The following is a 14,463-nucleotide window of genomic DNA, read 5'->3' as shown; positions in this document are numbered from 1 at the left end:
CAACGCGCAGCGCGTGGGTCCCATCGGCATGTCGGAGGAGAAGGACGCCGACGAGCTGGCCTCCGAGGCCGACATCGAGATGCCGCCGCTGCCGCCCGTGCCGCTGCAGCTCGTGCCTTCCGACGGTCGGCCGCGTCGCGCGCAGCGCGAGCCGGGCGCCTGGTGCCGCGAGAACGGTGTCAACCCGCCCGCCGGTTCCTTCGAGGGCGCCCCGGGCGTCGCGGTGGACCCGAGCCTCCTGAAGGACGCGGCTGACGCGTGAGCACTGCCCAGATCACGGCGCCGGCCCGCGTGGCCGGCGGCCTCTTCGCCTTCATGCTGGACGTGGCGGTCGCGTTGTTCCGCCGCCCCTTCCAGCTGAAGGAGTTCCTCCAGCAGGCCTGGTTCATCGTCACCGTGACGATCGTGCCCACCGCGCTGGTCGCCATCCCCTTCGGCGCCGTCATCGCGCTGCAGGTCGGTGGCCTGATCAAGCAGTTCGGTGCGCAGTCCTTCACCGGCTCCGCCGCCGTCCTGGCGGTCGTCCGTGAGGCCGGCCCCATCGCCACCGCCCTGCTCATCGCGGGTGCGGCGGGATCGGCGATCGCCGCCGACTTCGGCGCTCGCAAGATCCGCGAGGAGCTCGACGCCATGATGGTGCTGGGCATCGACCCCATCCAGCGTCTCGTCGTGCCTCGCGTCCTGGCCTGCATGCTCATCGCGGTGTTCCTGAACGGACTGGTCTCCATCGTGGGCGTGGCCGGCGGCTACGTCTTCAACGTCGTGCTGCAAGGCGGCACACCAGGTGCCTATCTAGCGTCCTTCACCGCACTGGCCCAGCTGCCCGACGTCTACCAGGGCATGGTCAAGGCCCTCATCTTCGGCTTCATCGCCGCCATCGTGGCCGCCTACAAGGGCATGAACGCCAAGGGCGGACCCAAGGGCGTCGGCGACGCCGTGAACGAGGCCGTCGTCATCACCTTCCTCCTGCTGTTCGTGGTCAACTTCTTCATCTCGGCCATGTACCTCCAGATCGTCCCGGCGAAGGGGATGTGACCATGGCCTCTCGTCTCGCCTCCCTGTACCAGGGACCCACGACCCGCGTCGAGGAGCTGGGCCGCCAGCTCCTGTTCTACGCACGCGTGCTCGGCGCCGTCCCTCGCACCATCAAGAACTACGGCAAGGAGATCGTCCGTCTCCTCGCCGAGGTCGCGCTGGGCTCCGGCTCGCTCGCCGTCATCGGCGGCACGGTCGGCGTCATCGTGGCCATGTGCTTCTTCACCGGCACCGAGGTCGGCATCCAGGGCTACGCGGCCCTCGACCAGCTCGGCACCGCGGCGCTCACGGGATTCGTCTCGGCCTACTTCAACACGCGTGAGATCGCCCCCATCGTGGCCGGCATCGCGCTCGCCGCCACGGTCGGCTGTGGCTTCACCGCGCAGCTCGGCTCGATGCGGATCTCCGAGGAGGTCGACGCCCTCGAGACGATGGCCATCCCCTCGATGCAGTTCCTGGTCACCACCCGGGTGCTCGCCGGCCTCATCGCCGTCGTCCCGCTCTACATCGTGGGCCTGCTGTCCTCGTACTTCGCGACACGTCTCACGATCACCCAGATCAACGGGCAGAGTCCGGGCACGTACGACCACTACTTCACGACGTTCCTGCCACCGGGTGACGTGCTCTGGTCGTTCGCGAAGGTACTGATCTTCTCGGTCGTCGTGATCCTCATCCACTGCTACCACGGCTACTACGCCTCGGGCGGACCCGCAGGCGTCGGCCTGGCGGTCGGACGCGCGGTGCGCACGTCGATCGTCGCCGTGAACGTCGTCGACCTCCTGGCCTCCATGGCCATCTGGGGTGCCACCACGACTGTCAGATTGGCGGGTTAGCGACCATGGCCCGTACCTCCTTCGCCGAGAAGCCCGGCTCGCTGCGCGTGCTGGGCGTCCTCTTCGTCGCCATCATGGTGTTCTTCGTGTGGGTGACCTACGCGTTCTTCGACAAGACCTTCGTCAAGTCCGACGACGTCACGCTGCTCACCACCAAGACCGGTTCCAGCCTGCCCAAGGACGCCGACGTCAAGCTGCGCGGCATGATCGTCGGCTCCGTCAAGGACTTCGAGCCCACCGACGACGGCGTCAAGATCACGCTCGCCATCAAGCCCGAGGACATCGGCCGCATCCCGCGCGACGTCTCGGCGCAGATCATCCCCAAGACCCTGTTCGGCGAGAAGTTCGTCTCGCTCATCCCCGACGCCAACCGCGGTCCCGAGTCGCTCCAGGCCGGGGACACCATCACCCGCGCCAAGGTGCCGATCGAGGTCGAGGAGCTCCTCAACGACCTGTACCCGCTGCTCGACGCGGTCGACCCGGCCAACCTGTCGTACACGCTGAGTGCGGTCGCCCAGGCCCTCGACGGTCGCGGCGCCAAGCTGGGCCAGACCCTGGTCAAGGCCAACAGCTACCTGCGCGACATCAACCCCGAGGTGCCGCAGCTCGTCGACGACGTCATCAAGCTGGGCACCGTGTCCGACGGCTACGCCGACGCGATGCCCGAGATCGGCCGTCTGCTCAAGAACTCGGTCACCACGGGCAACACCATCGTCGCCAAGCGCACGCAGCTCGCGGCGTTCTTCGACGAGGGCACGCGCCTGGCCAACACCCTCACCCGCTTCACGAAGGACAACGGCGCCACGCTGGAGAAGCTGGCCTCGCAGAACGCCGACATCCTCGGCATCTCCGCGCAGTACTCCTCGGCCTTCCCGTGCTTCCTCGGCGGCATGGCCACGCTGCTGCCCCGACTCGACAGCGTCTTCCGTGGCAACACGGTCCACATCGACCTGAAGACGCTGGCGGAGCAGCCCTCCGCCTACGCCGAGGGCGAGGCCGCCATCGTGCCCAGCTTCAAGGTCATCAACGACACCGTCCAGGCCGACCCCAACGACTACTCGCGTGAGAAGAAGCAGGCCACGGACCCCGACACCGGAGGCAAGGTCACCATCAGCAACCCGCGTGGCCTCGGTGCCGTCTGCGACGACCTCGACACCTACGCCAAGGGCGGAGACCCGTTGAACGGCGCCATCTACCCCGGCCCCAACCCTGCGGTGTACAAGCTCGTCGGCCTGGCCAGCGACCACAACGCGAAGTTCGGCTCCGCCGACGACTTCGACCGTGCGGCCGTCTCGGCCCTGGCCGAGGCCGGCTACTACTCGCCGAGCCTCGACGCGCAGGACAGCCCCGACCAGGCCAAGGTGCTCAAGGCCATCGCGGCCAAGAGCGCCGGCGTCGACGCCGCCGACGTCCCCGACGTCGCGTCGCTCATGCTGAGCCCGGTCATCCGTGGGTCGGAGGTGACGGTCAAGTGAAGCTCGACAAGGCCTCGTTCGCCGCCCTCATCAAGCTGATCATCTTCCTCGTCGTCACCGGCGCGGCCACGGCGCTGCTCATGATGACGATGAGCAACATCCGCTTCGAGTCCAGCAACAAGTACAAGGCCGTCTTCACCGACGCCACCGGGGTCACCAAGGGCGACGACGTCCGCATCGCGGGCGTCTCCGTCGGCTCGGTCAAGAAGGTCGAGATCACCGGCAAGGACAAGGCGGTCGTGGAGTTCACGGTCCGCTCGGCCACGCCGCTCACCGAGAGCACGCAGGCCCAGCTGAGGTTCCGCAACCTCGTGGGGCAGCGCTACCTCAACCTGTACAAGGACGGCACCGGCCCCACCTCGATCCTCAAGGCGGGCAGCACCATCCCGCTCGAGCGCACGCAGGAGGCGCTCGACCTCACGACGCTGCTCAACGGGTTCAAGCCCGTCTTCCAGGCGCTGTCGCCGTCCGACACCAACAAGCTCGCGTTCGAGCTGGTGCAGACGCTGCAGGGTGAGAGCGGCAACGTCGAGAACCTGCTGGCCCGCACGTCGTCCCTCACCCGGACCCTGGCCGACCGCGACCAGCTCATCGGCGACGTCGTCACCAACCTGTCGCAGGTGCTCGACACCATCGGCAGCCGTGACGACCAGCTCACCGACACGATCGACACGCTCCAGCAGTTCGTCACCGGGCTCAAGGACGATCGGGGCGCCATCCTCGACTCGATCGACTCCATCTCCGAGCTGTCCACCGAGACGTCCAACCTGCTCGTCCAGGGTCGCCCCGACCTGGCCGCCGACGTGAAGCAGCTCAAGCGCGTCGCCACCAACCTGAGCAAGCCCAAGAACCTGCAGACGGTCGACACGGCGCTCAAGATCCTGCCGATCAAGCTCAAGAAGCTCACGACGCTCGCGTCCAACGGCAGCCTGTTCAACTTCTACGCCTGCAACATCAACCTGACCCTCAAGGGTCTGCCGGCCGAGTTCGCCCAGCTCCTGGAGCCGCTGTTGAAGCTCAAGGTCGGCGGCTCACGCTGCGAGACGGGAGGGGACCAGTGAAGCCGTTCCGCGAACGCAACCCCACGATCATCGGGTTCGTCGGCATCGCCATCATCGCCGCCCTCATGCTGGCGGCGTTCCGCGCCGACAGCCTGCCCATCATCGGGGCCGGCGACACGTACCACGCCGAGTTCGCCGAGATCGGCGCGCTGAAGGCCGGCAACGAGGTCCGCGTGGCCGGCGTGCCCATCGGCAAGGTCAAGAAGATCGAGCTCGACGGCAACAAGGTCAAGGTCACCTTCAAGATCGACAAGGGCACCGACCTCGGTCCCGACACGTCGGCCTTCATCGGCATCCGCACCCTGCTGGGCGCGGAGTTCCTGGCCCTGCGTCCCTCGGGGGCAGGCAAGCTGGAGCGCGGAGGCACCATCCCGCTCAAGCGCACGACCGCTCCCTACGACGTCGTCCAGGCGTTCTCCGAGCTGTCCACCACCACCGACGCCCTCGACACGAAGCAGATCTCCGCAGCGCTCACCACGCTCTCGGACATCGCGGCCCGGACGCCCGAGGAGTTCCGGGGAGCCATCCAGGGCGTCTCCGACCTCTCGGCCAACCTGGCGGCCCGCGACGACCAGATCAACACGCTGCTCGTGAACCTCAAGAAGGTCACCGGGGTGCTCAACTCCCGTGACGACCAGCTCGAGAAGCTCTTCAAGGACTCCACCGTCCTGTTCGACGCCGTCTCGGCCCGTCGCGACTCCATCCACCAGCTGCTCGTGGCCACCGACACGATCTCCACGCAGCTGCGGGGACTCGTGGGCGACGTGAAGGCCGACCTCAAGCCGGCCCTCGACCGTCTCGACGACGTCACCGCGCTGCTGCGCCGCAACAAGGACCAGCTCGACGAGTCGCTGCGGGTCCTGCCCACGTTCCTGAGGGTCTTCGCCAACGCGCTGGGCACCGGTCCCTGGTTCGACACCTACGTCAAGGTCGGAGGAGGCTCATGAGCTCGGTCCTGAACCGCTTCGCCGGGGCATCCCGCGTCGTCACGGCGCTCGTGGTGCTGTTCCTGGTGCTCGCCGTCATCGTGATGTTCCGCCAGGGCGACCCCAGCAAGACGGTCACCGTCAACTTCGCGCAGACCAACTCGCTGTACAAGGGCTCCGAGGTCAAGGTCCTCGGCGTCCCCGTCGGCAAGGTCACCGAGCTCAGCCCCCGCGGCGACTCGGTCCGGGTCACCATCGAGTACGAGGGAGACATCAAGCTCCCCACCGACGTCAAGGCCATCGTGGTCTCGCCGTCCATCGTCGGCGACCGCTACGTCCAGCTGGCCCCGGCCTACTCCGGCGGCAGCGCGCTGGCCGACAACGCCTCGCTCGGTGTCGACCAGACGGCGGTCCCCGTCGAGCTCGACCAGATCTACAAGTCGCTCGACGACCTGTCGGTGGCCCTCGGCCCGAAGGGCGCCAACAAGAACGGCGCGCTCAGCAGCCTCGTCGAGGACTCGGCGGCCCAGCTCAAGGGCCAGGGCGCCCAGCTCAACGAGACGCTGCGCAACTTCGGCAAGCTCAGCACCACGCTCTCCAACAACAAGGAGGCGCTGTTCAGCAGCATGAGCGAGGTCAACGACTTCGTGACCCTGCTGCAGCGCAACGACGAGTCCGTCCGCGGGTTCTTCGACAGCACCGCCAAGGTGTCGCAGGTGCTCGACGGCGAGCGCGACGACCTGGCCAAGACGCTCAAGTCGCTGAGCCTCGCGCTCATCGACGTGCGCGACCTGGTCAAGGACAACCGCTCGTCCCTGCGCAGCAACGTCAAGAACCTCACCCAGGTGGCCACCGTGCTCGGCAACCACGTCGACGACATCGACGCCTTCACGGTCAACGCCCCCACGGCGCTGTCCAACGTGGCGCTCACCTACAACGGCGACTCCGGCACGCTCGACAACCGTGCCGACCTCGTGGAGCTCCTGGGTGGAGCGCTCGACGCGCCGGGCAGCGTGCTCTGCAGCGCGCTGAGCGACTACATCGACGCCGACCAGTGCAACCAGCTGGGCGGCATCCTCGACGGCATCCTCCCCGACCTGGGGGCAGGCATCCCCGACGTCGGAGGTCTGCCGCGCACGGCAGCCGCCTCGTCACCGGACCCCATGCTCGACTCCGTCTCCGACATGCTGGCGGTGAAGTGATGACGTCCTCGCTGAAGACCCGTCGCCTGCGCCGCGGCGTGACCGTCGCGTTCGCGTCGCTCCTGGCCCTCTCGGGCTGTGGCTTCTCGCCCTACGACCTGCCGCTGCCCGGCGGTGCCGACGTCGGCAGCGACCCGTACACGGTCACCGTGCAGTTCCGCGACGTCCTCGACCTCGTGCCCCAGAGCGCGGTGCGCGTCGACGACATCGCGGTCGGCAAGGTCACCGACATCAAGCTCAAGGGCTGGGTCGCCGAGGCCACGCTCCAGATCAACCGCGACGTCAAGCTCCCCGACGACGCCGAGGCCACGATCCGTCAGTCCAGCCTGCTGGGCGAGAAGTTCGTGTCGCTCGGCGCACCCGCCCAGGGCGGCAACGGACGGCTCTCCGACGGCGACAAGATCCCGCTCGACCGCTCGGGGCGCAACCCCGACATCGAGGAGGTCCTGGGCGCGGCCTCGCTGCTGTTCAACGGTGGCGGCCTCGACAAGACCAACACGATCGTCCGTGAGCTCAGCAAGTCGCTCGACGGCAACGAGCCCGAGGTCAAGGAGCTGCTCCAGACGGCCACGGGCTTCCTGGGCCAGCTCGACGACAACAAGACGGCCATCCTCGGTGCGCTCGAGAAGGTCAACCGCCTCGCGGTGGAGACCAACAAGCAGACCGACAACATCACCAACGCGCTCGACGAGCTGCCGGCGGCCCTCAAGGTCGTCAACGACCAGCGCGACGAGCTCGTGGGCCTCCTGCAGTCGCTCAACCGACTCGGCGACGTCGCCACGGGCGTCATCCGCCGCTCCAAGGCCGACACCCTCGCCACGCTGCGCGACCTCGAGCCCACGCTCAAGGGCCTGGCCGACGCCGGCGACAGCCTCCCCAAGGCCACACAGGCCTTCCTGAGCTTCCCGTTCACCGACGGCGTCGTGGGCGGCAGCCTCGCCCGCGCCGAGCTCGGCTGCTCCGACGCCGACATGTCGATCCAGCAGAAGGTCTCCCAGGGCGCCTGCTTCGGCGACTACTCCAACCTGTCCATCCGCCTGCAGCTCGACCCGGACCAGGTCACCAACCTGCTCAAGGGCGTGCTGTCCCTCGGCGGCGCGCTGGCGGGCGGGGGCCTCCCGGCCCTGCCCACGGCAGCCGGGGCCGAGGGCACCTCCGGGACCTCGGGCGCGTCTGCGGCCGACCCGCTCGTCGACCTCGTCGACGGACTGGTCCCCTCCGCCGTCACCGACGGCCTCACAGGCCTCGGCAACGGTGCCAAGCCCCAGCCCTCGGCCTCGCCCAGCACGAGGTCGACCGCGCCCACGGGCTCGAGCGACCCGGTGCCGGGCATCTGCAAGATCCTGGGCAGCTGCCGGACCAGTGTGGTCTCGGACTTCGCCCAGGCGGCCAGCACCGACGTCGGTCGGGTCCTCCTCGCTCCGGTGGTGAACCAGTGATCAGTCGTCTGACCAAGATCCAGCTGATCGTCTTCGCGATCGTCACCCTCGTCGGTGGCGCCTTCGTGGGCGGTCGTTACGCTCAGGTCGACCGCCTCGTGGTCGAGCGCACCTTCCCGGTGAAGGCCGAGTTCCAGGACTCCGGAGGCATCTTCGAGGGCGCCCAGGTCACCTACCGCGGCATCGCGGTGGGCAAGGTCGGCGACCTCGCCTTCACCGACTCCGGTGTCGAGGTCACGCTCGACATCGAGAAGAGCGCTCCCAAGATCTCCGACGACGTCGAGGCCATCGTGGCCAACAAGTCGGCCATCGGTGAGCAGTACGTCGACCTCCAGCCCCGCACGCGCTCGGCGCCGTACCTCAACGGCAAGAGCGTCATCTCGCAGGCCAACACCAAGATCCCCATCAGCACCACGACGCTGCTGCTCAACACCAACGCCCTCGTGAAGTCCATCGACACCGAGAGCCTCAAGACGCTCGTCGACGAGCTGGGCCAGGCCTTCGAGGGCACGGGCCCCGACCTCGCCCGCATCATCGACACGTCGGCGGAGTTCATCGACGCCGCGGCCGAGAACATCGACGTGACGCGTTCCCTCATCAGGGGTTCAGCGGGGGTCCTGCAGACCCAGGTCGACAAGCAGGGTCAGCTGAGCGAGTTCGCCACCAACCTGGCGCGCTTCTCCGACACGCTCGTCGACTCCGACGCCGACCTGCGTCGTCTGCTCGACGAGGGAACGTCCAGCGCCAGGGTCGTCCGGACCACGGTCGACGAGAACTCCAAGGACCTCAAGTCGCTGTTCGCCGACCTGCAGGTGGCCACCGAGCCGCTGGCCCGCAACAAGAAGTGGCTCGCGGTGGCCTCCATCCTGTACCCGTACCTGCTCGAGGGCACGTATTCCGTGGCCAAGCCGAGCAAGGACGACCCGGGAGAGTTCGACGCCTCGTTCGGCCTCGTCATCACGCCCGAGCCCAAGACCTGCAGCTACCTCAACAACGGTGGGACGGCGTCCGGGTACCAGTCGCGACGCACGCCCAACAAGGTCGAGGACCGCGCCGTCGACTTGGGCGTCGACTGTAAGATCGAGAAGTTGGTTCCGCGCAACCCGAGCAAGTCCGTCCTCACGAACGACCGGGCCGCGGCCGCCTCGGACTCGACCTCCACCGGTTCAGGGAAGGACACGTGGCAGTGGCTCCTGCTCGGCCCGGCAGCCCAGTGAACGATGCTGTGAGCGCCCCCTCCGACCGAGGCTCCACCGACCCCGCACCCCGCTCAGGACTGTCCCGCGCGCTCGTCGTGGTGACGGTGCTCGGCCTCGTGCTGGCGGTCATCGGTGGCGTCGTGGGCGTCCTGTCCTCGCAGCTCGGCGGCGACGACACCGAGGAGCAGGACGCGGTCGTCTCGGCCGTGACCACCTTCGCGAGCGTCTACAACACGTACGACGTCGCCCAGAAGGACGACTACCAGCAGCGCATGAAGCCGCTGCTCACCGCGGGCTACTACACGCAGTTCACCAAGGTGACCGACGCCGTGTTCAGCGCCCTCACCTCCAAGAAGCAGAAGAGCGGCAGCCCGCAGGTGCTCAGCGTCGCCATCTCCGACCTCGACGACGACTCGGCCGTCGCGCTCGTCGCCGTCAACGCCTCCATCACGTCGGGCAACCAGGCCGCCGTGGTGCGACGCTTCCGCTGGCAGGTCACGCTCAACCGCAGCGGCAACGACTGGCGGGTCAACCAGTTCGACAGCGTGACCCCCGTCGAGGCCACGGCCGGTGACGCCACCACGCCGACACCCTCCGCCTCGCCCTCGGCCGGCGCCTCGCCCAGCGAAGGAGGCCAGTGATGGCTGCCAGCTCCGGAACGGGCGGACCGTCCAAGCGTCGTCGTATCGCCGGTGAGATCAAGCCGGGGGAGACCCCGCCTGCGCCCGTCTCGCGCAAGACCGTCAAGAAGCCCGTCGCTCGGCCCGGTGTCCCCAGGACCGCCGAGCCCGCGGTGGAGGCCAAGACGGCCAAGCCGGCCAGGCCCGCGAAGGCGGACAAGCCGGCCAAGGCGGACAAGCCTGCGCGGGTGAAGACGCCCACGGCTCCTGCAGCGACCGCCCCCGCGGCGAAGCAGTCCGCCGCCACGCGCCCGGCCACCCGGCCCGCCCCGGTCAAGGCACCCGTCACCGACGCAGCCACCGCGCCCGCCGCGCCCGCCACTCCCCGCCGGTCCTGGAAGTCGGTCGCGCCGCTCGTCCTCGCCGCCGTGCTGGCCGTCGTGCTCGGTGTCCTGGGCGCGGGCTACGGCTACAGCAGCTGGCAGGACGACCACGGAGTCATCTCGGCCCACGACGACGCCGCCGACGCAGCAGCCTCGGCAGCCGAGACGATCTTCACCTACGACTACACGTCGCTCGACGCGCACCTGAAGAAGTCGCAGCGCCTCATGACGCCCGCCTTCGCCAAGAAGTTCGCGACCATCTCCCCGGCCCTCGACCAGCTGGCCCCGCAGCGCAAGATCCAGGTGAAGGCCGAGAGTCGCGACGCCGCCGCCGTGCCGTGCGGCAACGACTGCTCGCGCGACAAGACGAGCGTGCTGGTCTTCGTGGACCAGGCTCGCCTCGCCGACGGCTCCACGACTCCCACGGTGTTCGGCAACCGCATCACCGTGTCCATGGTCAAGACCGACGGTCGCTGGCTCGTCGACGACGTCTCGGCGCTCTGAGAGCCCCTCAGGACCCGGAGACCCGGGTCCAAATCCCTGTCCTGACAGGGAAGTCGTCAAAGTGGGTCCAGCATCTTGATGCATGGTTCCGGCATTTGTCAAGGACCGGCTTGCAATCGTGTTGAACCGCGCGTTACACTGAACTTTCGCGCGCGCCTGTTCGTCATGCCCGCCCCTTGACGGGGGCTGTTTGGCGTGCGCCGAAGTCCATATCGTGCCTTTTTGTAGTGCACACAGCGAGCCCTTTGGAAGGACCCCTCTTGGCCGCCTCGCGTACCGCCGCCGCACCCAAGCAGAACATCGCCCAGAATGCGCCCCGCCGCATCTCGTTCGCCAAGATCAACGAACCGCTCGAGGTGCCGGAGCTGCTGGCACTGCAGACGGACAGCTTCGACTGGCTGATCGGAAGCGAGGCGTGGAAGACCCGGGTCGAGACGGCTCTCGCCGCCGGCCGCACGGACGTCTCCACCAAGTCGGGCCTCGAGGAGATCTTCGAGGAGATCTCGCCCATCGAGGACTTCTCCGAGACGATGAGCCTCTCGTTCCGCGACCACCGCTTCGAGCCCCCGAAGTACACGGTCGAGGACTGCAAGGACCGCGACGTCACGTACGCGGCCCCCCTGTTCGTCACCGCCGAGTTCATGAACAACGAGACCGGCGAGATCAAGAGCCAGACCGTCTTCATGGGCGAGTTCCCGCTCATGACGGACAAGGGCACCTTCATCATCAACGGCACCGAGCGTGTCGTGGTGTCCCAGCTCGTCCGCTCGCCCGGAGTGTACTTCGAGCGCCAGGCCGACAAGACGTCCGACAAGGACATCTTCACCGCCCGCGTCATCCCGTCGCGTGGTGCCTGGCTCGAGTTCGAGATCGACAAGCGCGACCTCGTCGGTGTCCGCCTGGACCGCAAGCGCAAGCAGAGCGTCACCGTGCTGCTCAAGGCCCTCGGCTGGACCGAGGCCCAGATCCTCGAGGAGTTCGGCCAGTACGAGTCCATCCGGCTCACGCTGGAGAAGGACAACACGCAGACGCAGGACGAGGCCCTCCTCGACATCTACCGCAAGCTGCGTCCGGGCGAGCCGCCGTCGCGCGAGGCCGCGCAGACCCTGCTCGACAACTACTACTTCAACACGAAGCGGTACGACACGGCCAAGGTCGGTCGCTACAAGATCAACAAGAAGCTCGGCCAGACCGAGGCCTTCGACCAGCAGACGCTCACGATCGACGACGTCGTCGCGACCATCCGCTACGTCGTGGCCCTGCACGCCGGCGAGACTGAGCTGGAGACCCCGGCCGGTGCCGTCGTCGTCGAGGCCGACGACATCGACCACTTCGGCAACCGCCGCATGCGCACGGTCGGCGAGCTCATCCAGAACCAGCTCCGCACGGGTCTGGCTCGCATGGAGCGCGTCGTGCGTGAGCGCATGACCACGCAGGACGTCGAGGCCATCACGCCGCAGACCCTGATCAATATCCGGCCCGTCGTGGCAGCGCTCAAGGAGTTCTTCGGAACCTCGCAGCTGTCGCAGTTCATGGACCAGAACAACCCGCTCGCGGGCCTGACGCACAAGCGTCGTCTCTCGGCCCTCGGACCGGGCGGTCTGTCCCGTGAGCGTGCCGGCTACGAGGTCCGCGACGTCCACCCGTCGCACTACGGCCGCATGTGCCCCATCGAGACGCCGGAAGGCCCGAACATCGGCCTGATCGGCTCGCTCGCCTCCTACGGCCGGATCAACAGCTTCGGCTTCGTGGAGACCCCGTACCGCAAGGTCGTGGACGGCCTGGTCTCGGACCAGATCGACTACCTCACGGCCACGGACGAGGACCGCTACATCATCGCGCAGGCCAACTCCCCCCTCACGGAGGAGGGCGAGTTCGTCGACGACGCCGTGCTGGTCCGCCAGCGTGGCGGCGAGGCCGAGCTCCGCCCGGCCTCCGAGGTCGACTACATGGACGTGTCGCCGCGACAGATGGTCTCGGTCGCCACGGCGCTCATCCCGTTCCTCGAGCACGACGACGCCAACCGCGCGCTCATGGGATCCAACATGCAGCGCCAGGCCGTGCCGCTCATCCGCAACGACGCACCCCTGGTCGGCACCGGCATGGAGTTCCGTGCCGCCGTCGACGCCGGCGACGTCACCGTCGCCAAGAAGGCCGGCGTCGTCAAGGAGGTCTCGGCCGACTCGGTCGAGATCGCCGAGGACGAGGGCACGTACACCACGTACCGCCTGCAGAAGTTCCGTCGCTCCAACCAGGGCACCTGCACCAACCAGCGCCCCCTGGTGGCCAACGGTCAGCGCGTCGAGGTGGGCACCCCGCTCGCCGACGGCCCCTGCACCGACGAGGGCGAGATGGCACTCGGCACCAACCTGCTCGTGGCCTTCATGCCGTGGCAGGGACACAACTACGAGGACGCCATCATCCTCAGCCAGCGCGTCGTGCAGGACGACCTCCTCACCTCGATCCACATCGAGGAGCACGAGGTCGACGCGCGCGACACCAAGCTGGGCCCCGAGGAGATCACGCGGGACATCCCCAACGTGAGCGACGAGGCCCTCGCGGACCTCGACGAGCGCGGCATCATCCGCATCGGTGCCGAGGTCGGCAACGGCGACATCCTCGTCGGCAAGGTCACGCCCAAGGGCGAGACCGAGCTGACCCCCGAGGAGCGTCTGCTCCGCGCGATCTTCGGTGAGAAGGCGCGCGAGGTGCGCGACACCTCGCTCAAGGTCCCGCACGGTGAGTCCGGCACCGTCATCGGCGTCCGGGTCTTCGACTCGGCCGACGGCGACGAGCTCAGCCCCGGCGTCAACCAGCTCGTCCGCGTCTACGTCGCCCAGAAGCGCAAGATCAGCGACGGCGACAAGCTGGCCGGCCGTCACGGCAACAAGGGCGTCATCTCCAAGATCCTGCCCGTCGAGGACATGCCGTTCCTCGAGGACGGCACGCCCGTCGACATCGTGCTCAACCCGCTCGGTGTCCCCGGACGCATGAACGTCGGACAGGTCCTGGAGACCCACCTCGGCTGGATCGCCAGCCGGGGCTGGAAGGTCCCCGACGGTGTCAAGGAGGAGTGGGCCGAGCGTCTGCGCTCCATCGGCGCCGACGAGGCCCCGGTCAACTCCAACATCGCGACGCCCGTCTTCGACGGTGCCCGCGAGGACGAGATCAGCGGCCTGCTGGCCTCCACGCTCCCCAACCGCGACGGCAACCGCATGGTCGGCCACGACGGCAAGGCGATGCTGCTCGACGGTCGTACCGGCGAGCAGTTCCCCGAGCCCATCAGCGTCGGCTACATGTACCTGCTGAAGCTGCACCACCTGGTCGACGACAAGATCCACGCCCGTTCGACCGGTCCGTACTCCATGATCACCCAGCAGCCGCTCGGCGGTAAGGCCCAGTTCGGTGGCCAGCGCTTCGGTGAGATGGAGGTCTGGGCCCTCGAGGCCTACGGTGCCGCGTATGCGCTGCAGGAGCTGCTCACGATCAAGTCCGACGACATCCTCGGCCGCGTCAAGGTGTACGAGGCCATCGTCAAGGGCGAGAACGTGCCCGAGCCGGGCATCCCCGAGTCCTTCAAGGTGCTCGTCAAGGAGATGCAGTCGCTGTGCCTGAACGTCGAGGTGCTGTCGTCCGACGGCAGCACGGTCGAGATGCGTGACGCGGAGGACGACGTCTTCCGCGCCGCGGAGGAGCTCGGCATCGATCTCTCCCGCCGCGAGCCGTCCAGCGTCGAAGAAGTCTGAGCCTCCGGGCCCAGCCTTCCCCAACACCCGTGTTTTCCTG

Annotated in this window: 11 protein-coding genes and 1 pseudogene; all 12 read left to right on the top strand. The window is 68.0% G+C overall.

The window, feature by feature from the left end; genetic code table 11:
* Nucleotides 1-262, top strand: a pseudogene (locus ASD11_RS18525) (ABC transporter ATP-binding protein); the annotation flags it as partial.
* Between the two features lie 53 nt (nucleotides 263-315).
* Entirely contained in the window at nucleotides 316-1,035 is a 720-nt protein-coding gene (locus ASD11_RS11655) for an MlaE family ABC transporter permease (protein ID WP_082554438.1), read from the top strand.
* A gap of 2 nt (nucleotides 1,036-1,037) precedes the next feature.
* Nucleotides 1,038-1,868, top strand: coding sequence for an MlaE family ABC transporter permease (locus tag ASD11_RS11650; RefSeq protein WP_056287329.1), 831 nt, complete (start codon nucleotides 1,038-1,040; stop codon nucleotides 1,866-1,868).
* Nucleotides 1,869-1,873: 5 nt separating this feature from the next.
* The gene (locus tag ASD11_RS11645; protein ID WP_056287327.1) at nucleotides 1,874-3,343 is read left to right on the top strand and encodes an MCE family protein; all 1,470 of its coding nucleotides are present in this window, start codon (nucleotides 1,874-1,876) and stop codon (nucleotides 3,341-3,343) included.
* Entirely contained in the window at nucleotides 3,340-4,404 is a 1,065-nt protein-coding gene (locus ASD11_RS11640; protein WP_156464696.1) for an MCE family protein, read from the top strand. The genes ASD11_RS11645 and ASD11_RS11640 overlap by 4 nt, the downstream gene beginning before the upstream one ends.
* The gene (locus ASD11_RS11635) at nucleotides 4,401-5,351 is read left to right on the top strand and encodes an MCE family protein (protein WP_056287325.1); all 951 of its coding nucleotides are present in this window, start codon (nucleotides 4,401-4,403) and stop codon (nucleotides 5,349-5,351) included. Before ASD11_RS11640 ends, ASD11_RS11635 begins: the two co-directional genes overlap by 4 nt.
* On the top strand, nucleotides 5,348-6,532 hold the full coding sequence (locus ASD11_RS11630) for an MCE family protein (RefSeq protein WP_056287324.1): 1,185 nt from the start codon (nucleotides 5,348-5,350) through the stop codon (nucleotides 6,530-6,532). The genes ASD11_RS11635 and ASD11_RS11630 overlap by 4 nt, the downstream gene beginning before the upstream one ends.
* Nucleotides 6,532-7,971, top strand: coding sequence for an MCE family protein (locus tag ASD11_RS11625; RefSeq protein WP_056287322.1), 1,440 nt, complete (start codon nucleotides 6,532-6,534; stop codon nucleotides 7,969-7,971). Before ASD11_RS11630 ends, ASD11_RS11625 begins: the two co-directional genes overlap by 1 nt.
* Nucleotides 7,968-9,188: an MCE family protein gene (locus ASD11_RS11620; protein WP_056287319.1), complete on the top strand. Its 1,221-nt coding sequence runs from the start codon at nucleotides 7,968-7,970 to the stop codon at nucleotides 9,186-9,188. Before ASD11_RS11625 ends, ASD11_RS11620 begins: the two co-directional genes overlap by 4 nt.
* An 8-nt stretch (nucleotides 9,189-9,196) precedes the next feature.
* Nucleotides 9,197-9,811 carry a hypothetical protein gene (locus tag ASD11_RS11615; protein ID WP_056287317.1) on the top strand — a complete coding sequence of 205 codons (615 nt, stop codon included), beginning with the start codon at nucleotides 9,197-9,199 and terminating at the stop codon, nucleotides 9,809-9,811.
* Nucleotides 9,811-10,677, top strand: coding sequence for a hypothetical protein (locus tag ASD11_RS11610; RefSeq protein WP_056287315.1), 867 nt, complete (start codon nucleotides 9,811-9,813; stop codon nucleotides 10,675-10,677). Before ASD11_RS11615 ends, ASD11_RS11610 begins: the two co-directional genes overlap by 1 nt.
* Before the next feature lie 260 nt (nucleotides 10,678-10,937).
* On the top strand, nucleotides 10,938-14,423 hold the full coding sequence (gene rpoB, locus ASD11_RS11605; protein ID WP_056287313.1) for a DNA-directed RNA polymerase subunit beta: 3,486 nt from the start codon (nucleotides 10,938-10,940) through the stop codon (nucleotides 14,421-14,423).
* The last annotated feature ends 40 nt before the right edge of the window (nucleotides 14,424-14,463 follow it).

Origin of the sequence: Aeromicrobium sp. Root495 (genome assembly GCF_001426755.1) — a bacterium.
In the GTDB taxonomy this organism is placed as follows: Bacteria; Actinomycetota; Actinomycetes; order Propionibacteriales; family Nocardioidaceae; genus Aeromicrobium.
The sequence above is the reverse complement of the archived record's forward strand: the minus strand, read 5'-3'. Positions and strand labels throughout refer to the sequence as shown.

Coding starts and splice junctions, on each gene's coding strand:
- ASD11_RS11655 (WP_082554438.1), top strand. CDS start 316: ATGCTGGACGTGGCGGTCGCGTTGTTCCGCCGCCCCTTCCAGCTGAAG.
- ASD11_RS11650 (WP_056287329.1), top strand. CDS start 1,038: ATGGCCTCTCGTCTCGCCTCCCTGTACCAGGGACCCACGACCCGCGTC.
- ASD11_RS11645 (WP_056287327.1), top strand. CDS start 1,874: ATGGCCCGTACCTCCTTCGCCGAGAAGCCCGGCTCGCTGCGCGTGCTG.
- ASD11_RS11630 (WP_056287324.1), top strand. CDS start 5,348: ATGAGCTCGGTCCTGAACCGCTTCGCCGGGGCATCCCGCGTCGTCACG.
- ASD11_RS11625 (WP_056287322.1), top strand. CDS start 6,532: ATGACGTCCTCGCTGAAGACCCGTCGCCTGCGCCGCGGCGTGACCGTC.
- ASD11_RS11610 (WP_056287315.1), top strand. CDS start 9,811: ATGGCTGCCAGCTCCGGAACGGGCGGACCGTCCAAGCGTCGTCGTATC.